Source organism: uncultured Piscinibacter sp. (genome assembly GCF_937952055.1).
Lineage (GTDB): Bacteria > Pseudomonadota > Gammaproteobacteria > Burkholderiales > Burkholderiaceae_C > Piscinibacter.
The window spans coordinates 926,993-952,904 of record NZ_CALFYO010000021.1; the positions used below are offsets into that span (position 1 = coordinate 926,993).

The 25,912-nt window shown below is 70.5% G+C and carries 26 protein-coding genes; 12 read left to right on the forward strand and 14 right to left on the reverse strand.

Translation table 11 applies throughout. From position 1 onward, the window contains the following. Window positions 1–325 precede the first annotated feature (325 nt). The 4 genes from gshA (at window position 326) to Q0599_RS18625 (ending at window position 5,182) form a co-directional block, all read left to right on the forward strand. Window positions 326–1,864 (forward strand): glutamate--cysteine ligase, encoded by a 1,539-nt coding sequence (gene gshA / locus Q0599_RS18610; protein WP_298832575.1) that lies wholly within the window; start codon window positions 326–328, stop codon window positions 1,862–1,864. A 54-nt stretch (window positions 1,865–1,918) separates the two neighbouring features. Continuing rightward, window positions 1,919–2,539: a guanylate kinase gene (gmk, locus tag Q0599_RS18615; protein WP_298832578.1), complete on the forward strand. Its 621-nt coding sequence runs from the start codon at window positions 1,919–1,921 to the stop codon at window positions 2,537–2,539. A gap of 26 nt (window positions 2,540–2,565) precedes the next feature. Beyond that, a complete protein-coding gene (gene rpoZ / locus Q0599_RS18620; RefSeq protein WP_298832581.1) occupies window positions 2,566–2,769 on the forward strand; it encodes a DNA-directed RNA polymerase subunit omega in 204 nt (67 codons plus the stop codon). A 136-nt stretch (window positions 2,770–2,905) separates the two neighbouring features. Continuing rightward, window positions 2,906–5,182 carry a bifunctional (p)ppGpp synthetase/guanosine-3',5'-bis(diphosphate) 3'-pyrophosphohydrolase gene (locus tag Q0599_RS18625; RefSeq protein WP_298832583.1) on the forward strand — a complete coding sequence of 759 codons (2,277 nt, stop codon included), beginning with the start codon at window positions 2,906–2,908 and terminating at the stop codon, window positions 5,180–5,182. A gap of 73 nt (window positions 5,183–5,255) precedes the next feature. Here Q0599_RS18625 and greB read toward each other — a convergent pair whose 3' ends face one another. After that, a complete protein-coding gene (gene greB / locus Q0599_RS18630; RefSeq protein WP_298832586.1) occupies window positions 5,256–5,816 on the reverse strand; it encodes a transcription elongation factor GreB in 561 nt (186 codons plus the stop codon). 38 nt (window positions 5,817–5,854) lie between these two features. Between greB and Q0599_RS18635 the strand changes: the two genes are divergently transcribed. From Q0599_RS18635 to Q0599_RS18645, 3 genes are read left to right on the forward strand one after another with little or no spacing between them, the layout of a single operon-like run. Beyond that, window positions 5,855–6,997: an FAD-binding oxidoreductase gene (locus Q0599_RS18635; protein ID WP_298832588.1), complete on the forward strand. Its 1,143-nt coding sequence runs from the start codon at window positions 5,855–5,857 to the stop codon at window positions 6,995–6,997. A gap of 10 nt (window positions 6,998–7,007) precedes the next feature. Next, on the forward strand, window positions 7,008–8,096 hold the full coding sequence (locus tag Q0599_RS18640) for a tartrate dehydrogenase (protein WP_298832591.1): 1,089 nt from the start codon (window positions 7,008–7,010) through the stop codon (window positions 8,094–8,096). A 10-nt stretch (window positions 8,097–8,106) separates the two neighbouring features. After that, complete coding sequence (locus tag Q0599_RS18645) at window positions 8,107–8,733, forward strand: LysE family translocator (RefSeq protein WP_298832793.1); 627 nt, start codon at window positions 8,107–8,109, stop codon at window positions 8,731–8,733. Here the strand turns inward: Q0599_RS18645 and Q0599_RS18650 are convergent. Together Q0599_RS18650 and Q0599_RS18655 are read right to left on the reverse strand one after the other, a co-directional pair. Next, a complete protein-coding gene (locus tag Q0599_RS18650; protein ID WP_298832594.1) occupies window positions 8,720–9,406 on the reverse strand; it encodes an SDR family NAD(P)-dependent oxidoreductase in 687 nt (228 codons plus the stop codon). The genes Q0599_RS18645 and Q0599_RS18650 overlap by 14 nt on opposite strands. Then, window positions 9,403–10,599 carry an aminotransferase class I/II-fold pyridoxal phosphate-dependent enzyme gene (locus Q0599_RS18655; RefSeq protein ID WP_298832596.1) on the reverse strand — a complete coding sequence of 399 codons (1,197 nt, stop codon included), beginning with the start codon at window positions 10,597–10,599 and terminating at the stop codon, window positions 9,403–9,405. The genes Q0599_RS18650 and Q0599_RS18655 overlap by 4 nt, the downstream gene beginning before the upstream one ends. A 104-nt stretch (window positions 10,600–10,703) precedes the next feature. Here Q0599_RS18655 and Q0599_RS18660 point away from each other — a divergent pair, with 104 nt between their 5' ends. Both Q0599_RS18660 and Q0599_RS18665 read left to right on the forward strand, forming a co-directional pair. Then, window positions 10,704–11,396 carry a dienelactone hydrolase family protein gene (locus tag Q0599_RS18660; RefSeq protein ID WP_298832601.1) on the forward strand — a complete coding sequence of 231 codons (693 nt, stop codon included), beginning with the start codon at window positions 10,704–10,706 and terminating at the stop codon, window positions 11,394–11,396. An 89-nt stretch (window positions 11,397–11,485) separates the two neighbouring features. After that, window positions 11,486–11,881 (forward strand): TraR/DksA C4-type zinc finger protein, encoded by a 396-nt coding sequence (locus Q0599_RS18665; protein ID WP_298832605.1) that lies wholly within the window; start codon window positions 11,486–11,488, stop codon window positions 11,879–11,881. A 6-nt stretch (window positions 11,882–11,887) separates the two neighbouring features. Here the strand turns inward: Q0599_RS18665 and Q0599_RS18670 are convergent, their stop codons facing one another. After that, entirely contained in the window at window positions 11,888–12,913 is a 1,026-nt protein-coding gene (locus Q0599_RS18670; protein WP_298832606.1) for a trypsin-like peptidase domain-containing protein, read from the reverse strand. A gap of 51 nt (window positions 12,914–12,964) precedes the next feature. After that, window positions 12,965–14,344 (reverse strand): phenylacetate--CoA ligase family protein, encoded by a 1,380-nt coding sequence (locus tag Q0599_RS18675; protein ID WP_298832608.1) that lies wholly within the window; start codon window positions 14,342–14,344, stop codon window positions 12,965–12,967. Between the two features lie 152 nt (window positions 14,345–14,496). Between Q0599_RS18675 and Q0599_RS18680 the strand changes: the two genes are divergently transcribed. Both Q0599_RS18680 and Q0599_RS18685 read left to right on the forward strand, forming a co-directional pair. Next, entirely contained in the window at window positions 14,497–15,240 is a 744-nt protein-coding gene (locus Q0599_RS18680; protein WP_298832611.1) for a response regulator transcription factor, read from the forward strand. Continuing rightward, window positions 15,237–17,306, forward strand: a complete 2,070-nt coding sequence (locus Q0599_RS18685; RefSeq protein ID WP_298832614.1) for a PAS domain S-box protein — start codon at window positions 15,237–15,239, stop codon at window positions 17,304–17,306. The genes Q0599_RS18680 and Q0599_RS18685 overlap by 4 nt, the downstream gene beginning before the upstream one ends. 10 nt (window positions 17,307–17,316) lie before the next feature. On the opposite strand, the gene Q0599_RS18690 is transcribed toward Q0599_RS18685, so the two are convergent. Beyond that, a complete protein-coding gene (locus tag Q0599_RS18690; protein WP_298832617.1) occupies window positions 17,317–18,060 on the reverse strand; it encodes a cyclic nucleotide-binding domain-containing protein in 744 nt (247 codons plus the stop codon). A gap of 184 nt (window positions 18,061–18,244) precedes the next feature. Here Q0599_RS18690 and Q0599_RS18695 point away from each other — a divergent pair, with 184 nt between their 5' ends. Then, window positions 18,245–19,048, forward strand: coding sequence for a hypothetical protein (locus Q0599_RS18695; protein WP_298832620.1), 804 nt, complete (start codon window positions 18,245–18,247; stop codon window positions 19,046–19,048). Here the strand turns inward: Q0599_RS18695 and Q0599_RS18700 are convergent. The 8 genes from Q0599_RS18700 to Q0599_RS18735 all read right to left on the reverse strand — a co-directional run bounded on the left by Q0599_RS18700 (window position 19,041) and on the right by Q0599_RS18735 (window position 25,912). After that, window positions 19,041–19,370 (reverse strand): hypothetical protein, encoded by a 330-nt coding sequence (locus Q0599_RS18700; protein WP_298832622.1) that lies wholly within the window; start codon window positions 19,368–19,370, stop codon window positions 19,041–19,043. The genes Q0599_RS18695 and Q0599_RS18700 overlap by 8 nt on opposite strands. A 74-nt stretch (window positions 19,371–19,444) precedes the next feature. Continuing rightward, window positions 19,445–20,476 carry a LytR C-terminal domain-containing protein gene (locus tag Q0599_RS18705; protein WP_298832624.1) on the reverse strand — a complete coding sequence of 344 codons (1,032 nt, stop codon included), beginning with the start codon at window positions 20,474–20,476 and terminating at the stop codon, window positions 19,445–19,447. Window positions 20,477–20,493: 17 nt separating this feature from the next. After that, complete coding sequence (locus Q0599_RS18710; RefSeq protein ID WP_298832627.1) at window positions 20,494–21,432, reverse strand: type II secretion system F family protein; 939 nt, start codon at window positions 21,430–21,432, stop codon at window positions 20,494–20,496. Window positions 21,433–21,487: 55 nt separating this feature from the next. Next, the gene (locus Q0599_RS18715; protein WP_298832630.1) at window positions 21,488–22,456 is read right to left on the reverse strand and encodes a type II secretion system F family protein; all 969 of its coding nucleotides are present in this window, start codon (window positions 22,454–22,456) and stop codon (window positions 21,488–21,490) included. Between the two features lie 19 nt (window positions 22,457–22,475). After that, window positions 22,476–23,831 carry a CpaF family protein gene (locus tag Q0599_RS18720; RefSeq protein ID WP_298832633.1) on the reverse strand — a complete coding sequence of 452 codons (1,356 nt, stop codon included), beginning with the start codon at window positions 23,829–23,831 and terminating at the stop codon, window positions 22,476–22,478. A 10-nt stretch (window positions 23,832–23,841) separates the two neighbouring features. Further along, window positions 23,842–25,011 (reverse strand): AAA family ATPase, encoded by a 1,170-nt coding sequence (locus Q0599_RS18725; protein WP_298832636.1) that lies wholly within the window; start codon window positions 25,009–25,011, stop codon window positions 23,842–23,844. Further along, window positions 25,008–25,451 (reverse strand): TadE/TadG family type IV pilus assembly protein, encoded by a 444-nt coding sequence (locus Q0599_RS18730; protein WP_298832641.1) that lies wholly within the window; start codon window positions 25,449–25,451, stop codon window positions 25,008–25,010. The genes Q0599_RS18725 and Q0599_RS18730 overlap by 4 nt, the downstream gene beginning before the upstream one ends. Continuing rightward, window positions 25,448–25,912, reverse strand: a complete 465-nt coding sequence (locus Q0599_RS18735; RefSeq protein ID WP_298832644.1) for a TadE/TadG family type IV pilus assembly protein — start codon at window positions 25,910–25,912, stop codon at window positions 25,448–25,450. The genes Q0599_RS18730 and Q0599_RS18735 overlap by 4 nt, the downstream gene beginning before the upstream one ends.

Genomic DNA, 25,912 nt, shown 5'->3' on the forward strand with positions numbered 1-25,912 from the left:
GCGCCCCCGATGCAGATCGGCCACGTGCGTGAACTTGGGGCCGACACCTCCCACTGCGTCGCGGCCATCTGCCACATCACGCGCGACAGGTGAGGTTCGTTGTGGGGGAATCGGCGCAACGCAACCAGGATGCAGAGACACGACAGGCATTCAGCTTCGTGCTTGAAATGCAGGTGCAGCACATCGAGTGAGGCCTTGCGGAGGGCGCTCGAGCGGCGCGGACCGAGTGCATGGGAGTATCCCCGCACATCCAGCGGGATGCAGTCGTGCCTATGATCGCGCAGCCCGGCTGTGCCGCGATCGACACGACAACACCAAGGACTCGATGGGATCCCACGCCCACCTCATCGCCCAGCGCGTCGCCGCGCTGCCTGCGGGCGCACTGACCGGACTGAAGCGCGGCATCGAGAAGGAGAGCCTGCGCGTCAACGGCGATGGCTCGCTCGCCCTCACGCCGCATCCGGCCGCCCTCGGCTCGGCCCTGACGCACCCGCACATCACCACCGACTTCAGCGAGTCGCAGCTCGAGCTGATCACCGGTGTGCACCGGGACATCACCGGCTGCCTGGCCGAACTGCGGCAGATCCATGCCGCCGTGGCGCGTGCCATCGGCGACGAGCTGCTCTGGGTGTCGAGCATGCCCTGCGGCCTGCCGCCGGACGAGACGATTCCCATCGGCCGCTACGGCAGCTCCAACATCGGCCGCGCCAAGAGCGTCTACCGCATGGGCCTGGGCCACCGCTATGGCCGGCGCATGCAGACCATCTCCGGCATCCACTACAACTGGTCGATGCCGGGGCTGTCCAGCGAAGACTACTTCGCTCTGATCCGCAACTTCAGGCGCCATGTCTTCCTGCTGATGCTGCTGTTCGGCGCCTCGCCGGCGTTGTGCTCGAGCTTCGTGGCCGGCCGGCCGCACGCGCTGCAGCGCCTGGCCGGCAGCACGCTCGGGCTGCCCCACGCCACCTCGCTGCGCATGGGCCGCCTGGGATACCAGAGTGATGCGCAGGCCACGCTGGCCGTCAGCTACAACAGCCTGGACAGCTATGCCGATTCGCTGCACGGCGCGCTGACGCAGGCCCATCCGGCCTACGAGGCGGTCGGCGTGCACAACCCGGGCGGCGAGTACAACCAACTTGCCACGACCCTGCTGCAGATCGAGAACGAGTTCTACAGCACGATCCGCCCCAAGCGCGTCATTCAGCCCGGCGAACGGCCGCTGCATGCGCTGCGCTCGCGCGGAGTCGAATACATCGAGGTACGCTGCCTCGATCTCGACCCGTTCGAGACGCTCGGCATCGGAGCGTCGACGATCGCGTTCCTGGACGTGTTCCTGTTGCACTGCCTGACAACGCCGAGCGCCGACGACACGCCGGACGAAGTGGCTGTCCTGGCGCGCAACCAGGAGCGCACCGCGGCGTTCGGCCGCGAGCCCGGCCTGAGGCTGGAGCGCGGCGGCGGCGAGATCGTGCTGGCCGAATGGGCGGCCGAACTCCTCGAGGAGTGTGCGCCAATCGCCAGTGCGCTCGACGAGGCCCGCGGCGGTTCGCGCCACTGCGACGCCGTGGCGGCGGCTGGCGCGGCCCTGCGCGACACCCGCTTGCTGCCCTCGGCGCGCGTGCTCGACACCATGGCGCGCGACTTCGACGGCTCCTACATCCAGTTCGTCCGCGCGCGTTCCGCCGCGGTGAAGCGCGAGCTGCTGGCCGAGCCGTGGCCGACGCAGGTCCATGCGCGCTACCGCGCGATGGCGGCCGCGTCGCTCGAAGCCCAGAAGGCGGCTGAGTCAGCGGACCGCATGCCGTTCGAGGAATTCCGCCAACGCTACCTCGATCCTGCGCAGCTCTCGCCCTCGGCGGGCTGAACCGGCGGCCGGCTGCGGCGATACTTCGGGCTGCCCCTGAACTGCGAGCGCGCCATGGACTACCCCGGCAACCTCTTCGTCGTCGCCGCCCCCAGCGGGGCGGGCAAGTCCAGCCTGGTCAAGGCTCTGCTCGAGCTCGACTCGCACCTCGCCGTGTCGGTATCGCACACCACGCGCGCGCCGCGTGGCCAGGAGCAGCAGGGACGCGAGTACCACTTCATCAGCGAACCGGAGTTCCGCGCCAAGATCGCCGCGGGTGACTTCTTCGAGTGGGCCGAGGTGCACGGCAACCTCTACGGCACCTCGCGCGAGGCGATCGAGTCGCGCATCGCCGGCGGCCAGGACGTGGTGCTGGAGATCGACTGGCAGGGTGCGCTGCAGATCAAGAAGCTGTTCCCCTACGCCGTGCTGATCTTCATCCTGCCGCCGAGCTGGGAGGAACTGCGCCAGCGACTGATGCGCCGCGGCGAGGACGGCGCCGAGGTGATCGACACGCGCATGGCCAATGCCCGCGTGGAGGTGGCGCAGGCCCGGCACTTCGACTTCGTTATAATCAACGCCCTGTTCGAGACGGCGCTGTTCGATCTGAAGACCGTCGTCCACTCGCAGCGTCTCAAGTACGCTGCCCAGCGCCGCAACAAGTCCCAGGTCTTCGCCGCGCTGAACCTGATCTGAGTGTCGATTTCCCCCGGAGCACCCGCATGGCCCGCATCACCGTCGAAGACTGCCTGCAGAAGATTCCCAATCGCTTCCAGCTCGTGCTGGCGGCGACCTACCGCGCGCGCATGCTCAGCCAGGGCCACGCCCCGAAGATCGAGACGAAGAACAAGCCCGGCGTGACCGCGCTGCGCGAGATCGCCGCCGGCGAAGTCGGCCTGGAGATGCTGCGCAAGGTCCCCGTCTGACGGAGCCCCCGGCGGCACGAAGGCGTGCTGCCACCCGCCAGGCGGGTGCTCGGCCGACGGGGTGCGCCCCGGCGCTCGGCTGAGCCTTCTCGGACTTCTCCCGGCAGGCCCTGTCCCGGCCTGCTAAATTCGCGGCATGGGCGCCCGCTCCTCCGATGCATTGCGCGACTCGACGGCCCCGTCGAGCCGGCGCAGCAGCGCCCCGGCGAAGCAGGTCACGGCCGACGCCGCCGCCGCGTCCTTCGCCGCGCTGACTTCCAAACTGGATTACCTCGACGCCGCCGAGATCAAGCGCGTGCGCGAGGCCTACCGCTTCGCTGACGAGGCCCATCTCGGCCAGTTCCGCGCCAGCGGCGAGCCCTACATCACCCATCCCATCGCGGTGGCCGGTCTGTGTGCCGAGTGGAAGCTCGATGCACAGGCGATCATGGCCGCGCTGATGCACGACGCGATGGAGGATTGCGGCATCCCGAAGAGCGAGCTGATCGAACGCTTCGGGGCGCCTACCGCCGACCTGGTCGACGGCCTCACCAAGCTGGACAAGCTGCGCTTCTCCACGCGCGAGGAATCGCAGGCAGAGTCCTTCCGCAAGATGCTGCTGGCGATGGCGCGCGACGTGCGCGTCATCCTCATCAAGCTGGCCGACCGGCTGCACAACATGCGCACCATGGAGGCGATGGCCGCGTCCAAGCGCGTGCGCATCGCCGGCGAGACGCTGGACATCTACGCGCCCATCGCCCACCGCCTCGGGCTGAACCAGACCTACCGCGAGCTGCAGGAACTGTCGTTCCAGCACCTGCGGCCGTGGCGCCACGCGGCGCTGTCCAAGGCGGTGCAGAAGGCGCGCGGCTACCGACGCGACGTGGTCGAGCGCATCCAGCGCGAGGTCGAGAAGGCGTTCGCCCAGTCCAAGCTGCCGGCGCAGGTGTTCGGCCGCGAGAAGACGCTGTTCTCGATCTACAGGAAGATGACCGAGAAGCACCTCAGCTTCGCGCAGGTCAACGACATCTTCGGCTTCCGCATCGTCGTGGGCACGCTGATGGAGTGCTACATGGCGCTGGGCGTGCTGCACCAGCTCTACAAGCCGATGCCCGGCCGCTTCAAGGACTACATCGCCATCCCGAAGGCGAACGGCTACCAGTCGCTGCACACCACGCTGGTCAGCCCGCTGGGTACGGCGGTGGAGTTCCAGATCCGCACCGAGCAGATGCATGCGGTGGCCGAGAAGGGCATCGCCGCCCACTGGATGTACAAGTCAAAGGGCGCCGGCGGCAACCATGCGCAGGACGCGCAGCGCCTCGGCGCGATGTGGCTGCAGTCCCTGCTCGACATCCAGGACGAGACGCGCGACGCCAGCGAGTTCCTCGAGCACGTGAAGATCGACCTGTTCCCCGACTCGGTCTACGTCTTCACGCCGAAGTCGAAGATCCTCGCGCTGCCGCGCGGCGCCACGCCGGTGGACTTCGCCTACGCGATCCACTCCGACGTCGGTGACCACTGCGTCGCCGCCAAGGTCAACGGCGAGCCGGTGGCGCTGCGCACCGAGCTGCGCAGCGGCGACGTGGTCGAGATCGTCAGCGCGCCCAATGCGCGGCCGAACCCCGCCTGGCTGAACTTCGTGCGCACCGGCCGGGCGCGCTCGAAGATCCGCCACTACCTGAAGACGATGGAGCAGGAGGAGTCGCAGGACCTGGGCGAGAAGATGCTCGCGCAGGCGCTGCGCGCCGAAGGCATGCAACTGCCGGACGAGCGCGAGGAGAACGCCCCGCTGTGGCAGCAGGTCACGCGCTGGAGCGGCAACCGCAATCGCGCCGAGCTGCTCACCGACATCGGCCTGGGCCGCAAGATCGCCAGCATCGTCGCCAAGCGCATTGCGCGGCTGCTTGCCGAGGACGGCAAGCGCCCCGACGCGCTCACGCTCACCATGGGCCGTTATGCCAGCGACGACACCGAGCCGTTGCAGGGCATGGTGCTGATCGACGGCAGCGAGGGCGCCTCGGTGCAGCTCGCGCCATGCTGCCGGCCGATTCCCGGCGACGCGATCGTCGGCTACCTCGGCCGCGGCGAGGGCCTGACGGTGCATACCGCCGACTGCAGCGTCGGCAAGCGGCTGTTCGAGCGCGACAGCGAGCGCTGGATGACGGTGGAGTGGGCCGAGCAGCCGGTGCGGCCGTTCGAGACCGCGATCACCGTGCTGCTGAAGAACGGCAAGGGTGTGCTCGCCGAGGTGGCCTCTGCAGTGGCGTCCGCCGAGGCCGACATCACCCACATCGACATGGGCGACGAGCGCGCCGCTCAGACCAGCGAGCTGCGCCTGCTGCTGTCGGTGCGCGATCGCCTGCACCTGGCCGACGTGATGCGCACACTCAAGCGCACGGCGCCGGTGCTGCGCGTTGCGCGCGTGAAGCCCTGAGCCTGCGGCTCAGGGCTCCGCCCCGACCACACCGCTCCCCCGAGCCCCCTCCGCGAGGGGGCTCCAGCTTGACTCACGAGGACGCTGGAGCGGGATAGCTGACGTCGAGCACTTCGATCCTCTCCAGCCCCCCCGGCGTCTGCAGCGTCACCTCGTCGCCGACACGCGCCTTGAGCAGCGCACGGGCGATCGGCGCGATCCAGCTCACCTCGCCCTTCGCGCTGTCGGCCTCGTCGATGCCCTTGATGGTGATCGTTCGTTCCTCGCCCTTCGGGTTCGCGTAGGTGACCGTGGCACCGAAGAAGACCTGGTCGTGGCCGTGGTGGGCGGAAGGATCGACCACCTCGGCGATGTCCAGCCGCTTGGTGAGGAAGCGGATGCGGCGGTCGATCTCGCGCAGACGCTTCTTGCCGTACAGGTAGTCGCCGTTCTCGGAGCGGTCGCCGTTCTTGGCTGCCCACGAGACCACCTCCACCACCTTGGGCCGCTCGTCGTCGAGCAGGCTCATCAGTTCGGCGCGCAGACGCGCGTAGCCCTGCGGAGTGACGTAGTTCTTCGTGCCCTGCGGCAGCGCCGGCAGCGCGATGTCGTCGTCGTCGTCGCCGTCGTTTTCCTTGGTGAAGGCCTTGCTCATCGGGCCGCAATTCTGCCAGCCACGGCTACGATGGCGGCATGGCCCACGACACCGAGGTGATCATCGTCGGCGCCGGCATCGCCGGTGCCTCGATCGCGTTCTTTCTCTCCGCGACGCACCGTGTCGTGCTGCTCGAGGCCGAGGCGCAGCCGGGCTACCACAGCACCGGCCGCTCGGCGGCGATGTTCATGGAGAGCTACGGCACGCCGACGATCCGCGCCCTCACCCGCGCGAGCCGCGCCTTCTACGCTGCGCCGCCGCCCGGCTTCGGCGACACGCCGCTGATCGCCCCGCGCGGCGCGATGTACGTGGGCACACCCGAGCAACGCGGCCTGCTCGATCTGACCGAGGCCGAACTGCGCCCTCACGCCCCGGACCTGCGTCGCCTCGCGCCGGCAGAGGCGATCGCACGCGTGCCGGTGCTGCGGCCGCAGCGGGTGGACGGCGCGCTGCTCGACCCCGCCGCCGCCGACATCGACGTGCACGCACTGCACCAGGGCTTCCTGCGCCGGGCGAAGGCGAACGGCGCGACGCTCGTCACCGACGCGCGTGTCGTGGCGCTCGATCGGCGCGACGGCGCGTGGACCGTGTGCAGCGCAACGGACCGCTGGCGCGCGCCCATCGTCGTCGATGCGGCCGGCGCCTGGGCCGACCAGCTGGCGCGGCTCGCCGGCCTGCCTGCCATCGGGCTGCAGCCGCGGCGCCGCGCCGCCTTCCTGTTCGCACCGCCAGCCGACGTGGCCGTGTCCGGCTGGCCCTGCGTCTGCGGCGTGGACGAGGGCTGGTACTTCAAGCCCGATGCCGGCGTGCTGCTCGGCTCGCCGGCGAATGCGGACCCGGTCGAGCCGCACGACGTGCGCCCCGAGGAACTCGACATCGCCACCGGCATCGCCGCCATCGAGGCGATGACGACGCTGAACATCCGCCGCCCCAGCCACACCTGGGCCGGCCTGCGCTCCTTCGTTCCCGACGGCGACCTGGTGGCCGGCTTCGACCCGCTCGCGCCGGGCTTCTTCTGGGCCGCGGCGCAAGGCGGCTACGGCATCCAGACCGCGCCGGCGATGGGTGAGCTCTGCGCCGCCTGGCTGCGCGGCGAAGATCTGCCCGAGCGCATCGCCCTCGCGGGCGTGGAGGCCGCGCCCCTGCACGTGGCTCGGCTGCGCCGACAATCGCACCCCTGAAGGAGCAAGCATGGACAAGACCTACCGCATCGCCGTGATCCCCGGCGACGGCATCGGCAAGGAAGTGATGCCGGAGGGCCTGCGCACGCTCGAGGCCGTCGGCGCGCGCCACGGCATCCGCTTCGAGTGGACGCACATCGACTGGGCCAGCTGCGACTGGTACGCGAAGCACGGGAAGATGATGCCGGACGACTGGTTCGACCAACTCGTCGCGATGGACGCCATCTACTTCGGCGCGATCGGCTGGCCGGCGACGGTGCCCGACCATGTCTCGCTGTGGGGCTCGCTGCTGAAGTTCCGCCGCGACTTCGACCAGTACGTCAACCTGCGCCCATGCCGGCTGATGCCCGGCATCCCCTCGCCGCTGGTCGACCGCAGCGGCCGCGCGCGCCAGCCGGGCGAGATCGACTTCTACGTGGTGCGCGAGAACACCGAAGGTGAATACTCCAGCGTCGGCGGCCGCATGTTCGAGGGCACGGATCGCGAGGTGGTGATCCAGGAGACGGTGATGACGCGCACCGGCGTCGACCGGGTGCTGCGCTATGCGTTCGAGCTGGCGAGCAGGCGGCCGAAGAAGCACCTCACCTCGGCGACCAAGAGCAACGGCATCGCCATCACCATGCCCTACTGGGACGAGCGCGTCGCCGCGATGGCGGCGAGCTACCCGGGCGTGAAGGTCGACAAGTACCACATCGACATCCTCACTGCGAACTTCGTGCTGCATCCCGACTGGTTCGACGTGGTGGTGGCGAGCAACCTGTTCGGCGACATCCTCTCCGACCTCGGTCCGGCCTGCACCGGCACGATCGGCATCGCGCCGAGCGCGAACATCAACCCGGACCGCAGGTTCCCTTCGCTGTTCGAGCCGGTGCACGGTTCGGCGCCTGACATCGCCGGGAAATTCATTGCCAACCCGATCGGCATGATCTGGTCGGGCGGCATGATGCTGGAGCACCTCGGCCATGCCGAGGCGGCCGCCGAGGTGCTGGCCGCGATCGAGAAGCTGCTCGCGGATCCGCACGCGCCGAAGACACGCGACATTGGTGGCACCGCCGGCACCGCGGACGTCGGCCGCGCCATCGCCGAGCTGCTGCGCTGACGGCGTGGTGCTGCTGCCCGCCGAGACGCTCGGCCTGTTCTTCGTCGCCTCGGTGGCGCTCGGCCTCGCGCCGGGGCCGGACAATCTGTTCGTGCTGACGCAATCGGCGCTGCACGGCCGCGTCGCGGGTCTGCTGGTCACGCTCGGGCTGTGCACCGGGCTGCTGGTGCACACCGCCGCGGTGGCGCTGGGCGTGGCGGCGATCTTCAAGACCTCGCCGCTGGCCTTCACGCTGCTGAAGGCGGCAGGCGCGGCCTACCTGCTCTACCTCGCATGGATGACCCTGCGCGCCCCGCCGATGCCGCTGGACGGCAGCGGCCCGCCCGCGCTCGGCGCACGCCAGCTCTACGCGCGCGGCATCGTGATGAACGTCACCAACCCCAAGGTGACGATCTTCTTCCTCGCCTTCCTGCCGCAGTTCACCGACCCGGCGCGCGGTTCGCCGACGCTGCAGGTCCTGCTGCTCGGCGCCGTCTTCATGCTCTCGACGCTGCTCGTCTTCGGCAGCATCGCCTGGGCCGCCGGCTTCATCGGCGAGCGGCTGCGGCGCTCGGCGCGCGCGCAGCTGGCGATGAACCGCATCGCGGCGCTGGTGTTCGCCGCGCTGGCGCTGCGCTTGGCGCTCAGCCCAGCCTGAGATGCTGGCCGTGCACCGCTGCGCCGACGGGCGTGGCGAGGAAGGCGATCGCATCCGCCGCCGACTCCAAGCTCACCCACGCCGAGCGGTCGGCATCGGGCATGGCGGCGCGGTTGGCCGGCGTGTCCAGGGTGGTCGGCGCGACGCTGTTGACGCGAATGCCGCTGCCAGCAAGTTCCGCCGCGAGCGTCTCCACCAGGCGCTGCAGCGCGCTCTTGGAGGCGATGTAGGCGCCCTTGAGCGCCTGGCCGCCGCCCGCCGCCGCCGCACTCACTGCGACGAGGCTGCCGCTGCCCTGGCCCTTCATCGCCGGCACGCAGGCCCGGGCGAGCGCGACGAACGACCACGCGTTCAGCGCCATCATGCGCTCCCACGAGGCGCGGCTGAGCCCATCGACCGTCTCGCCCATCTCGAAGCCGCCGGCCACGTTCACCGCGGCATCGAGCCGGCCGAGAGCGGCCAGCGCGCGCTGCAGGGTGGCCGCCACCGCCGCGTCGTCGGTGATGTCGACGGCCTCGGCGAAGGCCGCCTGCGGGAACAGCTGCTTCAACACTGCAGCATCGCGGTCGAGCAGCACCAAGCGGGCGCCTTCGGCTCCCAGGCGCTGCGCCACCGCGCGGCCGAGCGCGCCGGCGGCGCCGGTGATCAGAATGACGGGGGTCGGGTTGCTCATCGGTCATTCTCCGAACGGGCGAGGGCCTGGGCGAGATCGCGCTGCAGGTCGTCCGGATGTTCCAGGCCGACCGAGAAGCGCACGAAGTTGGGCGGGATGCCGGCGGCGCGCATCTGCGCCTCGTTCATCGTGCCGGACCACATCGCCGCGGTGTGCACGATCAGCGACTCCACTCCGCCGAGGCTGACCGCATGGGTGGGCAGTTCGAGCGCCGCGACGAAGCGGCTGGTGGCTTCGTAGCCGCCCTTCACCGCGAAAGCGATCACCGGCCCGCCACCCTTCATCTGCCGCTTCGCCAGGGCATGCTGCGGGTGGCTCTCCAGCCCCGGGTAGTGCACGCGCTCCACCTGCGGCTGCGCCTCCAGCCAGCGCGCCAGCTGCCGTGCGTTGGCGTTGATGCGCTCCACCCGCACGGCCAGCGTGCGCAGGCCGCGCAGCAGCAGCCAAGCGTCCATCGGGCTGAGCACCGAGCCCAGCGTGATGTGCATGCGCCAGATCCGCTCGGCCAGCGCGTTCGAACAGCACACCGCCCCGGCCGTGAGGTCATGGTGGCCGCCGAGGATCTTGGTGGCGCTGTGCACCACGATGTCGATGCCCAGCCGGTGCGGTTGCTGGTTCAGCGGCGAGGCGAAGGTGTTGTCGCAGACCGTCGTGATGCCGCGCTCGCGCGCCAGCGCCACCACCGCCGCGAGGTCGGTCAGCACCAGCGTCGGGTTGGCCGGCGTCTCCACCATGATCAGCCGGGTATTCGGCCGGATCGCGGCGCGCAGCGCGTCGCTGTCGCTCTGCTCGACCAACGTCGCCTCGACGCCGAAACGCGGCAGCACCTCGTCGAACAGCTTGGCAGTGCTCATGTAGTGGCGCGTCTGCGCCACCACGTGGTCGCCCGCCGCGACGAGCGCCAGCACCGTGGTGCTGATCGCGCCCATGCCCGAGCCGGTGAGCAGCGCGGTCTCGGTGCCCTCCAGGCCGGCGAGGATGGCGGCGACGCGCTCGTGCACCGGGTTGCCGTAGCGCGTGTAGTAGGCCGGGTGGCGTGCGCGGGTCGCCATGTCGGCGAACTCGGCGGCATCGCGCGCGCGGAAGGTGGCGCTGTAGTGGATCGGCGCCACCACCGCCGCATCGTCGGCGAGCGCTGCGTCGTCGTGCAGCACGCGGGTCTCGGCGTGCCAAGGGGGATCGATCGGGTTCATGCGCGAGTTGGATGGATCGGTCGAGCGCGCATCATCGCAGCACCGCGCCGTCGAACCCACCGGCCCCTATAGTGCAGCCCTTCGAGCGACAAGGAGAGAACCCGATGCATGACGAATGGATCAGCGTCGACGCCGAGGGCGGCGGCACCTGCGGCGCCTACCTCGCGCTGCCGCCGGCCGGCCGCGGTCCGGGCCTGCTGCTCTTCCAGGAGATCTTCGGCGTGAACCGCCACATCCGCGCGGTCGCGCAGCAGTACGCACTCGACGGCTTCGTCGTGCTCGCACCCGATCTGTTCTGGCGCGAGACGCCGCGCGTCGAGCTGGGCTACGAGGGCGCCGACCGCGAACGGGCGATGGCGCTGATGAAGGCCGCCCGGCCGGAGCAACTCGCCGCCGACATCCGCAGCAGCCTGACCGCCCTGCGAGCGCGGCCGCAGTGCACCGGCCGCGTCGGCGCCTTCGGCTACTGCATGGGCGGGCGACTGGCCTATGTCGCCGCGGCCACCACCGACATCGACGCTGCCACCTGCTTCTACGGCGGCGGCATCCACGACCAACTCGACCTGGCGGGCGACGTGCGCTGCCCGATCCAGTTCCATTACGGCGCCAAGGACGCGCACATCCCGCTGCCGGCGGTGGAGAAGGTGAAGGCGGCGTTCGCCGGCCGCTCCGCCGAAATCCATGTCTACGATGCCGAGCACGGCTTCAACTGCTGGGAGCGCGCCAGCTACCACGCGCCCTCGGCCGCGCTGGCACATGCGCGCGCGCTGGAACTGTTCGCACGCACGCTGTTCTGACAACCGCCGCGTCGACCCACTTGTCCTGCGTCAAGCGTCCTGCGCCGCGACCGACCAACAATCGAACCGACACGCAAAGGAGTTGACCGATGTCCACCATCTACCCGCTCGAACCGCGCAGTGCCGCCGCATCGCAGGTGCGGGCCACGCTGCAGGAGCGCGAGCGCAAGCTGCGCGCCGAGGTCGACGCGACCCGCTCGCGCAACGCCGGCGACCCCACGCGCGTGTCTCGCGAAGCGATGGATCGCATCGAGGAGGCCGAGTCGCAGGTCGAGAACGGCATCAACGATGCCGAAGTCTCGCGCGACGTGGCCGAGTTGCGCGAGATCGGTGAGGCGCTCTCGCGCCTCGACACCGGCCACTACGGCCTGTGCAAGGACTGCGAGGAGGCGATCGACGTCCGGCGCCTCGCCGCCGAGCCGTTCGCCGTGCGCTGCACCGCCTGCCAGGCCAAGCTTGAGCAGTTGCGCGCGCGCGGCGCCTGAGCGGTCTCAGTCGAGTTTCAGCGTCAGCACCGATTCGCCGCGCAGCACGACCAGACGCGTGCCGGCGGTCAGCCGCCAGCCGAGCAGGACGCGCGCCAAGTCGGCGCTGCTGGCGATCGGGCGGTCGTTCATGGCCACGACGAGGTCGTCGACCTTCAGGCCCATGCGTTCGGCCAGGCTGCCGTGCCTCACGTTCGTCACCACCGAGCCTTGCGTCGTGCCGCGGCCGGTGGCCAGCGCCAGCTGGGCGCTGACGTCGCCGAATTCGGCGCCGAGCCGCGGCCGGTCGATGCGGCCGCCTGCGCGCAGTTCGGCGGCGATGGTCAGCACGATCTCGATCGGGATCGACAGGCTCACCCCCGGCGTGCCGTAGGCGCCGACCACGGTGCGCATGTTCATGCCGACGATTTCCCCCGAGGCGTCGACCAGCGGCCCGCCGGAGTTGCCGGGGTTGAGCGCGAGATCGGTCTGCAGGTAGAGCAGTTCGGGGTCGTCGCTGAAATGGCGGTCGGTGCCGCCGACGATGCCGGCAGCCACCGAGCGGTTCAGGCCGTAGGGCTCGCCGACCGACAGCACCCAGTGGCCGGGGCGCAGCAGCGTGCTGCGGCCCAGCGGCGGCGCCACCGGGCCCGGGCTGTCGATGCGCAGCAGGGCGATGTCGAGGTCGGCGTCGGCGCCGATCAGCGTGGCCGGCATCACCCGCTGGTCGGCCAACTTGACGATCACCTCGTCGGTGTCGGTGACCACATGCGCCGCGGTGACGAGGTGGCCCTGATTGTCGATCATGAAGCCGGCGCCCACGCGGGCGTAGGGCATCACCGGCGTGCCGCGCTCGGCTTCGTGGGGCGCCGGTCCGCCGCCCACCGCCGCGGGCTCGCTGCGCGCCACCCCGTACACGCCGACGGCGAAGGGCAGCGCGCGCGCCAGCGCCGCGGCGAATCCCTCGCGCGCCACGCCGGAGGGCGGCGGCGAGACGCAGCCGGCCAGCAGCGACAGCATCAGTGCAGCGAGAAGGGCAGGGCGTGGGCTCATGGCAGCGTGCCGGCAGCATGCCCGGCGGAACCAGCCGTAGCCTGACACAGATCAGGCGCGCGAGGTCGAGCGCACACGCTGGAGCTTGCCGCTGCGACCCGGCTCGAACGAGACCACCGATCGGGTCGTCAGCCGCACCGCCGGCAGGCCCTGGCGCTGCAGCCAGGCCTGCAGCGCATCGCGCGCGCGTGCCGCGTCGACGGAACCGTGCTGCGCGCCGAGGTCGAGGCGCAGCGCGCTCGGCCCGGTCTGCACGAGCTGGAAGTCGAGCACGCCGCCATCGTCTTCCAGCACGGTGGTCAGCGCCAGCGGCAACAGGTGCACGCGCTGGCCCTGCTTGCCATGCAGGCAGAGCATGTCGTCGCTGCGGCCTTGCACTTCGATCGCCGGCAGCGGCGAGCCGCAGGTGCAGGGCTCGGCGAGCAACGTGACCCGGTCGCCGAGGTCGTAGCGGATCAGCGGCTGCACGTGGTTGGCCAGGTTGGTGAGCCAGACGCTGGCTCCGCAGACGCCGGCGGGCACGGGCCGGCCGCGTTCGTCCACCGGCTCGAGGATCACCCAGTCGGCGTTGAGATGCAGCACGCCGTGCACACAGGCAGCGGCAATGGCGAGGAACTCCGAGGCGCCGTAGCTGTTCGCCACCGGACAGCCGAAGGCGGCCTCGATGTCGGCGCGCATCGGCGCGCTGAGCGTCTCGCCACCGGTCCACACCTCGGCGAGCTGGACCTTCAGGCGCCCGGCGCGCGCTTCGCCGGCGAGCAGCAGCGCCGCGCTCGGGTAGCTGGCCAACACCGTCGGCGCGTGGGCGTTGAGCTGCGCAACGAGCGCCGGCAGCGGCTGCAGGAAGTCGAAGCCGCGCGAGCGGTTGGCAAAGCCCGGTTGCAGCCGGCACAGGCGTTGCATCGACACCGTGCTCGCGAAGTGTCCGCTGGTGGCGCCGACGAACGCAATGCGCTCGGCCACGCAGCCGGGATCCAACCAGCGGCGCAGCGGGTTCAGCGGCGGACGGCGCAGGCCTTCGAGGGCGTCGTAGACCGCCATCGCCGCGGCGTCCTGCACGAACAGGCCCGGCTCGCCCGTGCTGCCGGAACTCTCCCAGACGACGTAGCGTCCGTCGAAGGCCTCGCCGACGCGCGCGGCGTCTGCGACGAAGGCCTCCAGCCTGGCCCGGTCGAGGCGGTGATCGGCCACCCAGTCGCCGAAGCGGGCCATCAGCTCGCGCTTGCCGACGGGCGCGAGGCCCTCCAGTCCGTCCGCGGGCCGACGGCCGGCGAGGCGCTCGCGCCAGAACGCTGACGCCGGCGCCGCCTCGAGCAAGGCCCGCAGGCGCTCCTGGCGGCGCTGCTCGACCCGCTGCGGCGTGCCATGCGACACCGCCAGGGCATCGAGCGCCACCCAGCCGGTGCGCCAGGGATCGAGATCGCCATCCATGGGCCGACTCTGGGCGCGGCGACCATGCCCCGGATTGCGCGGACGCAAGCAGCGTCGCACGTCAAGCCGTGGCTTACCGGAGCCTGGCCTTGAATTGACGTATGCCAAGCCAGTGTCTAATGTCGGCTTCCCCACTTGCGTCATCCGTTTCCGTGAGCACTCCGACCCACCTTGCGGTTCTCGACGACGAGGTCGACATCACTCGGCTGCTGGGTCACTACCTCGCGAGCCAAGGCTTCCGCGTCACCCAGCTGCACGACGGCAGCTCGCTGATCGATCTGATGGGTCGCGACCCCCCGGCGCTGGTGCTGCTCGACCTCGGACTGCCCGGCGAGGACGGCTTCGCGATCGCCCGCCAGCTGCGTGAGCACTGGCATTGCGGGCTGGTCATCGTCACCGGCCGCGGCGATGCCATCGACAAGGTGGTCGGCCTGGAAGTCGGCGCCGACGACTACGTCACCAAGCCCTTCGACCTGCGCGAGCTGGTGGCGCGCATCAAGGCGGTGCTGCGCCGCACGGAGCCCGCGCCGAGCCGCCCGGCGCCGCTGGCCGCCACACCGGCGCCCAACGGCGAGCGCACGCGGCTGCGCTTCGCCCAGTGGGAGCTGGACACCGCGGCGCGCCGGCTCAGCGACACGCAGGGCCGCGACATGCCGCTGACCAGCGGCGAGTTCGACCTGCTCAGCGTGTTCGCGCGCGCGCCGGGCCGCGTGCTGTCGCGTGACTACCTGCTCGAGCAGACCCGCGGCCGCAGCGCCGGCCCGTTCGACCGCACGATCGACGTGCAGGTCGGCCGGCTGCGCCGCAAGCTGGAGGTCGACCCCGAGGACCCGCAGATCATCAAGTCGGTGCGCGGCGCGGGCTACATCCTCGTTGCGCCGGTGGCCTCGGAGTGAGCGCCGCGCCGCCGCCCATCGGCCAATCGTCGGCCGCCGAGTTCGACGAGCGCAGCGTCTTCCGCTCGCTGTTCGCCGCCTACCCCGACGGGCTGATCGTCGCCGACGGAGCAGGCTGCATCGTGCTCGCCAACGAGATCGCTGCCGAGTTGCTCGGCTACACGGTCGAGCAGCTGGCGGGGCTGAGCGTCGAGGCCCTGGTGCCCGACGCGATCCGCCCGCGCCACGCCAGCTTCCGCAATGCCTACGCCAGGGCGCCGCGGCCGCGGCCGATGGGCACGCAGATGGACCTGGTGGCGCGACGTCGCGACGGCAGCGAGGTGATGGTCGAGATCGCGCTCAGCCCGCTGCAGGACCATGGCCTGCCCTACGTGGTGGCGGCGATCCGCGGCATCGGCGCCTACCCGCGCGTGCGCCAGGCGCTGCAGCGCGCCCACTATGCCGAGCAGGTGGCGCAGTTCGGCCGCCTGGCCGTCGATGCACGCGACCCGCTGCAGTTGCTCGAGCAGATCCCGCGCGTGGCCGCCGGGGCGCTGCAGGTCGAGTCGGCCGCGGTGTTCCTGCTCGAGGCGAACCGGCTCGACTTCCGCGTCGCCTCCTGCGTCGGGCCGGTGCCGGGCGAGGATGCGGGCGACCACGTGCCCAACCGGCCGGACTCCCTGCCCGGCTTCGTGCTCGCGCAAGGGCTGCCGGTGCTCGTCGGCGACTTCGCCGCCGAGGCTCGCTTCGCGGCCGCGCAGGCCTACCGGCGCGCCGGTGACGCCAGTGCGCTGGCCGTGCCGCTGGCCGACCGCGGCCGCTTCGTCGGCGTGCTCGCGGTACGCGCCGGCACGCCGAACCGCTTCGGCGACGACGAACTGCGCTTCCTCGACTCGCTGGCCAGCCTGCTGGCCACCAGCCTGCAGCGCGCGCAGACCGAGGAGGCACTCAACCATTCGCAGCGCATGGAGAGCGTGGGCCAGCTCACCGGCGGCATCGCGCACGACTTCAACAACCTGCTGACGGTGATCTCCGGCAACCTGCAGGTGCTGGAGGAACTGCCCTCGGTGGCCGGCGATCCGTTCGCGCAGCAACTCGTGGGCGCCGCCGCGCGCGCCAGCCGCCGCGGCGCCGAGCTGACGGGCAAGCTCCTCGCCTTCTCGCGCCGCCAGGTGCTGCAGCCCACGGCGCTCGACGCCGGCGCGCTGTTGCAGTCGCTCGCCGACATGCTGCGCCGCACACTGGACCAGCGCATCCGCATCGAGGTCGACACGCCCGAGGACTGCCCGCCGGTGCTGGCCGATGCCGGCCAGCTCGAATCGGCGCTGCTCAACATCGCCATCAACGCACGCGACGCCATGCCCGAGGGCGGGTTGCTGTGGTTTGCCTGCCGCGAGGTGCCGCCACGCTCGCCCGATCTGCCGGCCGAACTGGCGGAGGTCGAGGACACCGCCTACGTGGCGATCGCCGTCGGCGACACCGGCGGCGGCATGCCCGAGGAGGTCAAGGAGCGCGCCTTCGAGCCCTTCTTCACCACCAAGGACGCCGGCCGCGGCACCGGCCTCGGCCTGTCGACGGTGTACGGCTTCGCCAAGCAGTCCAAGGGCGCGGTGCGCCTGGACAGCATGCTCGGCGTGGGCACGACGATCACGCTGTTCCTGCCCAGCGAGCGCGATGGCGCCCCCCTGGAGAGCGAGGCCGAAGCCGTCGCGGGCAGCGTGCCGCCGGGCCTGCGCGTGCTGCTGGTGGAAGACGACACCGAGGTGCGCAGCGTGGCCCAGCGCTTCCTGGCGGCGCTGGGTTGCACGGTCACTGCCCGCGCCAATGCCGAGCAGGCGCGCGAGGAGTTGCGCCCCGACGCCGGCATCGACATGCTGGTCACCGACATCGCGCTCGGCCCGGGCATGCGCGGCACCGAGCTCGCCGAACTGGCGCGGCAGCGCCTGCCGACGCTGCCGGTGCTGCTGGTGAGCGGCTACGCCAGCGCGCTGCTCGACGCGCCGCCGGGCTGGGACGTGCTGCGCAAGCCCTACACGCGGGCCGAGCTGGGCCGGGCGATGGCTCGAGCCCTGGCGCAGCGGCCCTGAGGCGTTTCCGTCAGTGCATCACCGCCGCGGCGGCGGCAGGGTTGGCCGCGCCCGCCGGAGCGACGCTGCGCTGGATGAACTCGTTGAGCGCTTCCACCTGCGGAATCTGGATCTCGCGGCGACCCTTCTCGGCGAAGCGGATCACGTCGGTGCGTGCCAGGCGCGACAGCGCGCGGCTGACCGTCTCCAGCGTCATGCCGAGGTAGTTGCCGATCTCCGCACGCGTCATGCGCAGCGTGATCTGGTCGGTGCGCAGGCCGCGCTCGGCCAAGGCCCCGGCCCAGTTGCGCAGGAAGTCGGCGACGCGGGCATCGGCCGGCAGGGTGCACAGCGACATCATCGAATCGCGGTCGCGGCCGATCTCGCGGCTCATCGCCTCGTGCAGCACCTGAAGCAGCGCCGGCTTGGCAGCGCAGGCTTCGAGCAGCGCGTCGTAGCGGAACGACCAGACTTCGCCGGTATCCATCGCGACCGCGTCGCACCCGTAATGCCCCGAAGCAATGCCGTCGAATCCAAGCCAGTCGCCACGGAAGTGAAGGCCCACAACCTGCTCGCGGCCATCGGGCGACAGGTTGACGATCTTGACCATGCCCGAGTTCAGCACGTGCAGGCTGGTGAAGCGCTCGCCGGCCTGATACAGGGTGTCGCCGGCGTGCACCACGCGGCGCTGGATGGGCAGCGACTCACGCAGCAGGTCGAGACAGGCTGCGATGCGTTGGCTGTGGGTGTGGCTGCTCTGGGCGTTGGTGGTCATGGACTTGCTCCTTGTCAATGACGCCAGTCTCCGGCTTGACCGAAAACAAACCGCGAACGGCGCTTCGCGCTCGGTAACGCTGCGTGAACCGACTGTCGCAAGCGCCGTGACGAGAGGCTGCCGTTTACATCTTTGATGGCCATCAAGGGGTCGGTGTCCCGCCCGGTTAGCGTGCGGCTTCAGCATGTACGCACGTCAAACCCTGCACCACCGCGACCTCTGGTCGGGGGAGTCGCTGTCCCGACCCGACGTGCTCGGCGTGCTCGACACGGCCCGACGCCTGAAGCAGGCCAGCCGCCAGGGTCACGCGGACGCGCCGCTGCGCGGCTGCAACTTCGCGCTGCTCAACGACACGGCGCCCGCCGACGGCACGGGAAGCCTTCGCCACGCCGCGACGGAACTGGGCGTGAAGGTTTCGCACCTGCGCCCGAGCGAGGCGCGTATTGCCGAGGACGGCGTCGATGCGGCCACCGTGCGCCTGCTCGGCCGCCTGTACGACGCCATCGACTGCGAGGACATGCCCCCGGGACTGGTGGCCCGCGTGGCGCGCGACGCCGGCGTGCCGGTCTTCAACGGCCTGGGCAACCTCCGTCACCCGCTGCGCGTGCTGGCCGACCTGCTGACCATGCAGGAGCACAGCGGCAAGAGCCTCGACCGCCTCAGCGTGCGCTACGCCGGCGACCCGCGCACCCCCTGCGCCGAGGCGCTGCTGCGCGCTGCCGCGGCCACCGGCATGGAGCTTCGCATCGCCAGCCCGCGCGACCGCTGGCCGCCGCCCGAGCTGTGGGCGTGGCTGCAGGCCGGCGCCGTGGCCGGCGGCGAGCGCCTGCGGCTGTACGAGAGCCCCGAGCAGGCCGGCGACGATGCCGACATCCTGATCGATGCGCCGTCCGAGCCGGCCTGGATGATGGCCGGCGTGGGCGAGGCCCAGCGCAGCGAAGACAGGCGCTTCGCGCTGCAGGCGCTGCTGCTGGCGACGCTCAGCTGACGCGGCGCTGCAGCCGGGCCAGCGCCTCGCGTGCAGCGGTCTCCGCGCGGACGGCGGCGTCCAGCGGTGAACGGCACAGGCCGGCATGAGCGTAGTGCAGATTCTCGTAGAGCTCGGCCGTGGCTGGGTGCAGGCCGAGCACCGCCTCCAGGCCACCCGCCGGCAGTTCGGCGCCCAAGGCGCGCCCGAGACGCTGCACCAGTTCCCGATATCGGTCGGCGGCCAGCGCGGACATGCCGCGCTCCAGACGCTCCAGCTGCCCCGCCAAGGCGAGCAGGGCCCTCAGGTTGGCAAGCTTCGAATCGAGAGCGGGTGCTGACATGTCGTTTCCTCGCAGGCCCGCTGAATCCTGCGGGCACGGCATTCAGCTGCGGCCGGCGCGCCCGGCTTCAAGGGTCAGCGGGCCGCTGCCGCGCCGGCGACCGCCAGTGTCTCGCTCCGGTCGCGGCAACGCGAACCGCATGAGGCCATGTGGCGCACGTCCCGGCCGAGCACCACGCGCACGTCGGCCCCCGTGGCACTGTCGTCCCGCTGCACCAGCGCCACTCTTGTTGGCAGGTGGCGGGCGAGCTCGCCGGCCTCGGCCGCGTAGCCTGGTCGGTAGTGGACGACGGTGGCCGGCGTGTCGTACGGCCGCAGGTTCGTCAGCCGTGCGCGCTGGCGCAGACCGTGCCGCTGCAGCCGGACGCCCAGCCAAGCCGCCAGTCCGGTGACGCCGTTGCCGTTCACGATCTCGACGCGCAGTGCAGCCAGATTCGGCGGCGGCGGCGACGGCGCCTCGTCTTTCGCGACCGCTTCCTCCCTCGTGGCCGTGTCGGCCCTCGCGGACGGTGTGCCGACGATCGGCAGCGCGGCGGCAGTGGGCTCGGTCTGCAGCGTGAGCACGGCAGCCGGGGCGCTGGCCACGGCGACGGCGAGCTGCGGCGTTGCAGGCACCCCTCGGGGGTCGAGCTTTCCCAGGTTGGCGCGCGCCGCCGTGTGGCCGGGATCCAGCGCCAGCGCCCGATGCAGCACACTGCGCGCCTCGTCGTTGCGTCCGGCCAGCATCAGCGCATAGCCCAGGTTGTTAAAGCGGCGCGCGCTGGCCGGCGCTCCTTCGGCAGCGCGGTGCAACGTCACCACAGCCTCATCGAGCCGGCCCTGGCCGCTCAGGGCGATGCCCAGGCCGTCGAGGATGTCGGCGTCGTCGGGCGCGTCGGCCGCCGCCTTTCGCCATGCCTCCAGCGCATCCTCCCAGCGGCGCTCCCCCTCGTACTGGCGAGCCAGCGCGGCATAGCCCTGGGCCATGCCCAGGCCCGCGTGCGAGATGCGATAGCTGGGCACCACGCGCCAGGCCTCGGGAGGCGGCGAGGCGCAACCCGCCAGGACCAGCAGCGCGGCGGCGAGGGCCACGGGGCGACAGTTCAGCGTGGGGCGATCGACTGGCATCGGCGGCTCCTTCGTCTTCACTTGCCGGCCATCGTGGGCAGCAGCACGCGATAGATCTGGATCATCGCGGGCCCCATCAGCACGACCATCAGCGAGGGGAAGATGCAAAAGATCAGCGGGAACAGCAGCTTGAGCGCGATCTTCGCCGCGGCCTCCTCGGCGCGCTGGCGCCGCCGCGTGCGCAGCATGTCGGCATGCACGCGCAGCGAGGCCGCGATGCTGGTGCCGAACCGCTCGGCCTGACTGATCATCGTGACGAAGCTTTCCACTTCCTCGACGCCGGTGCGCATCGCGAGGTTGTGCAGCGCGCGCTCGCGGTCGGCGCCGGCGCGCAGTTCGAGGTTGACCAGGCGCAACTCGTCCGCCAGCGCCGGGCTCTTGATCTGCATGTCCTCGGCGACGCGCAGCATCGCCGCCTCGGTGCCCAGGCCTGCCTCGACGCACACGGTCATCAGGTCGAGCGCATCGGGAAAGCTCTCGAAGATCTCGCGCTGGCGCACGAAGACCATGCGCGACAGGACCATGTTGGGCCCGTAGTAACCCACTGCCGCCAGGCCCAGCAGCGCCAACAGCAGGCCGTTGCCCTTGAGCGGAGAGCCGGCCAGCGTGAGCAGCGCGAAGCCTGCCATCGGCAGTCCGAGCGACAGCACCGTCTTGATGCCGAAGAACGCCGGCGCCGCGGAAGGATTGCGGATGCCCGCGTGCATGAAGCGCAATCGAATGCCCGACTTCTCGAAGCCCTCCTCGGGCGTAGACAGCCGGCTCACGGGCTGGGTCAGCTCGGCCACACGACCCAGCCAGCGCTCGACGAAGGGCGGCCTCGGCGCGTGATCGGTGACCAGCGCGTCCAGTCGCTGCCGCGCGGCACTCGGCCGGATCAGCGACGACGCTCCGAGCACGCCGGCGACGACGACCACGAAGATCAGCGCCAGGATGGCAAGCTGGACCATGCTCATGACAGCACCCCCTTCGTCGAATGCGTAGCGCTCCAATGATTCATGCGCTCACTCCTCAGACGCGGATGCGGATGATCTGGCGCATCCACAGGATGCCCAGGATCATCATGAACAGCGCCACGCCGACCATGCGGATGCCCGCCGGGTCGGTCCACAACACCGCCAGGAACTTCGGATTGACCAGGTTGACGACCAACGCGACGCCGAACGGCAGCGCCGTCAGGATGATGGCCGACAGCCTCCCCTCGGCCGACAGGGTGCGGATCTCGCCGAGCAGCTTGAGCCGCTCGCGCACGATGCCGGAGATCTTGTCGAGCAGCTCGGCCAGGTTGCCGCCCGACTCGCGCTGGATCATGACCGCGACGACGAAGTAGCTGACATCGGGCACCGGCACGCGCTCCGCCAGGCGCACCAGCGCATCGTTGACCGGAACCCCGTAGTTCATCTCGTCGAACAGGGTGCGGAAGTCGCGCCCGAGCGGCTCGGCCAGCTCGTCGCCCACCATCTTCACCGCCGTGGGGAAGGCGTGGCCGGCGCGCATCGCCCGCCCCATGAGATCCAGCGCCTCGGGGAACTGGCGCTCGATGCGCTCGATGCGCTGGCTGCGCCGGCTCGCCACGCGCCACCAGGGCAGCGCGGCCAGCCCCAGGCCCAGCGCAGCACCGAGGGTCGGCGGCTTGCCCAGCAGCGTGGGCAGAGACACGCCGAGCAGGCCGAGCGCTGCCGAGACGAGGATCAGCTCCACCGGCGAGACGCCGGTCGCCGACGCGCCGACGAATCGGTGCAGGCGCTGCCCGAAGCCCGCGCGACCGAGCAACTCGTTCAGGCGCGGCAGGCGCGACGCCTCGAGCGTGCGCTCGATGCTGGCCTGCGTGTGGACTTCGCCCGTCAGTTGTTGGAGCCGCATCGAAATGCGCCGGGCCTCCGGGCTGTTCTTCGACGCCCAGAGGTTGTAGAGGCCCTCGAAGGCGAGCACGACCGCGAGAAAGGCCACCACCGCGAACAGCACGAAGGACAGGTCCATGGCGAAAGCTCCGCTCGATTCAGACCACGCGCCGCACCGGCGCGAACAGGGTTTCGGGCAGCTTGATGCCACGCGTGACCAGGCGGTCCCAGAAGCGCGGGCGCACGCCGGTGGCGGCGAAGTGCCCCTCCACCGCGCCGTTGGCGCCTACGCCGGTCTGCTTGAAGGCGAAGATCTCCTGCATCGACAGGGTGTCGCCCTCCATGCCGGTGACTTCCTGGATGCTGGTGAGCTTGCGCGTGCCGTCGCTCATGCGGTTGGCCTGCACGATCACGCCGATGGCCGACGCGATCTGCGCACGCGCGGCGCGCGCCGGCAGGTCCACGCCGGCCATCGCGATCATGCTTTCGAGCCGCGCCAGCGCGTCGCGCGCGGTGTTGGCGTGCACCGTGGTCATCGAGCCTTCATGGCCGGTGTTCATCGCCTGCAGCATGTCCAGCGCCTCGGGACCGCGCGTCTCGCCAAGGATGATGCGGTCCGGGCGCATGCGCAGCGCATTGCGCACCAGCGCGCGCTGCGCCACCTCGCCGCGGCCCTCGATGTTGGGGGGGCGCGTCTCGAGCCGCACGACGTGCGGCTGCTGAAGCTGCAGCTCGGCCGCGTCCTCGATGGTGACGATGCGCTCGGAGTGCGGGATGTAGCCCGAGAGGATGTTCAGCAGCGTGGTCTTGCCGGAGCCGGTGCCGCCCGAGATGAGGATGTTGACCTTGGCTTCGGCCAGCGCGCCGATGAACTGCGCCATCTCCTGCGACATCGAGCGGTACTCGATCAGGTTGGAGATCTGCAGCGGCACCGAGGAGAAGCGCCGGATCGACAGGATCGGACCGTCGATCGCCAGTGGCGGGATGATGGCGTTCACCCGCGAGCCGTCGGGCAGGCGTGCGTCGACCATCGGGCTGGACTCGTCGACGCGGCGGCCGATGCGCGAGACGATCTTGTCGATGATCTTGAGCAGGTGCGTGTCGTCGACGAAGGTGACGTCGGTGAGCTCGAGCCGACCGCGCCGCTCGACGTAGATCTGCTTGTGGGTGTTGACGAGGATGTCCGACACGGTCGGGTCCGCCAGCAGCGGCTCCAGCGGACCGAAGCCGAGCATCTCGTACTGGATGTCGCGCACCAGGTTGCGCCGTTCGCCGGCATTGAGGACGAGGTTTTCCTCGACCAGCAGGCGTTCCACCATCTGGCGCAACTCTTCCTTGAGCAGCTCGGGCGACAGGCTCTCCATCGCCGCGAGATCCAGGCGCCCGAGCAGCAACTGGTGGATGTGCGCCTTGGTCTCGTGATAAGACCGCGTCGGGGCGCCGCCGTTGAGCGGCGCCGTCTCGACCAGGGTTGTCGGTCCCTGGGCAGCGCCCAGCCTCTCGCGCAGACTCATGGCATCCCTTTCAATTCGCGGTACGGAACAGGCCGGTCAGCCACTTGCCCCGCGGTGGCGGGGCGACCGCCGGCGCGAGTTCCTGCGCCAGCGCGCGCAGCGCCTTGGCGATCGCACTGTTCGGCGCGATGGTGTCCAGCGGCACGCCCTGGTTCACCGAGGCAGCCACCACCTCGTACTGGTTGGGCAGCATGCGCACCTGCTTCAGCGATAGCGTCTTCTTCAGGTCCTCGACCGTGAGCTGGCTGTTCTTCTGGCAGCGGTTGACGATCCACTGGATCTTGTCCTCCGGATAGTCGAGCGAGCGGAACACGTCGCGCAGGCGCTTGCCATCGCGGATGAAGGGCAGCGTCAGCTGCATCACCGCGTACACCCGGTCGGCCAGGTCGAGCGCCTGCAGCGTCACCGCGCTCAGCGAGCGGCCGGCGTCGACGACGATGTAGTCGAACATGCCCTGCGCCAGGTGCAGGATGTCCTCGACGTGCTGCGGCGTCACGTCGGTCGCCTGCGCAGGATCGTCGGGCGCGGCGAGCACCCACAGGCCGGGTGCCACCTGGCTCATGGCCGAGCGCAGCAGTTCGGGGTCGAGGCGGCTGATGTTGCGTGCCACGTCGGCCACGTTGCTCACCGGCCGCTCGCTGCTGACGAACAGGGCGGCATCGCCGAACTGCAGGTTCAGGTCGATCAGGGCGACGCTGCGCTCGCCGTCCGCGGCCAGCATGTGAGCCAGGTTCGCGGCCACGAACGTGGCGCCGCTGCCGCCCTTGCACGACACGAAGGCGAGCGTCTTGCCGGGCTCGCGCTCGGGAGCCTGGACCGGCGCGCGCTTGCGCAGTTGCCGACGCAGCGCGGCGAGCACCGCTTCGGGCGCTGCCGGCGCCGGCAGCACCTCGCGCACGCCGACGCGCATCGCGCGCATCAGGAACTCGGGGCTCAGTTCGTTGCCGACCAGCACGTAGTCGATCTCCGGGTGCGCGGCGGCCAGCCGCTCCAGTGCCTCGAAGTCCTCCGGCGTGACGGTCTCGACCAGCACCATGTCCGGCCGGCTGCCGTTGACCAGCACGTTGACGTCGAGCAGCGAGCGCAGGACGGGCGTGACTTCCAGGGCTGGTTCCGCCTGCAGGGCCTGGCTCCAGGCGTCGGCGTTTCTCGCGTCGGGGGTGATGAGCTTGATTTTCACTGGCAGACCTCGTTGGCAGCGCTATTCATGAATTCCTTGCGCAGCGTGGTGCTGAACGAGGGCAGGGTCAGCGACAGCGGCAGGAACGGAATGATGGTGTCGTGCGTGTATCCGTTGAGCGACACGCGCACCGCCTTGCAGTTGGCCGCCGTGCAGGTGTTGTCGGCGGCAGGCGGGTTGAGGTAGGTGATCGAGATGTTCGTGGCGCCCAGCGTCGGCAGGCGACCGATCATGCGGGTCTTGATGTCGCCGTCTCCGATGTCGCACACGACCGCCAGTCGCGCGCCATAGCGCGTGGCCTCGACCGCGGCGTTCCAGGTCCAGAGCAGGCGGCCCATCTCCATCACGCCGAACAGCACCGTGAAGAACAGCGCCGAGACGATGGCGAACTCGACCGCGGCAACGCCGCGTTGTGATGCGATCGATCGAGCGGCGCTCACAGCTGTGCCCTCAGGGTGACGGCGATGTCGTTGAAGGTCATGTCGGGAACCACGAACTGCACCACTGAACTGTAGGCATATCCCTGGATCGCGACTGTGACGAGGTTGACGGAACCGAGCCCCGTGGTTTGATTTGCATGTGTGGCCGGGCAGCTCAGCGCATCGCAGACCTGCACCGCCGACGTCGTCAGCCCGGGCGCCAGCGCCGAACCGCTGCATTCGGTGTTGCCGTGCACGGCCAGGCAGCGGGCCTCGGCCTGGATCGTCGCCTGACCCGGCCCGTGCTGCGACAAGTGGCGCGCAGCGTCGCGCACCGTCTTGGACAGGGTGTTGTACGTGTAGATCGCACGGCCGAGCTCGCTCGTGCCGAAGATCATCGCCACCAGCAGGGGCAGCAGCAGTGCGAACTCCACGGCGGCGACGCCGCGCTGGCTGCGTTGGGACGGCGATGGGTTGCGCAT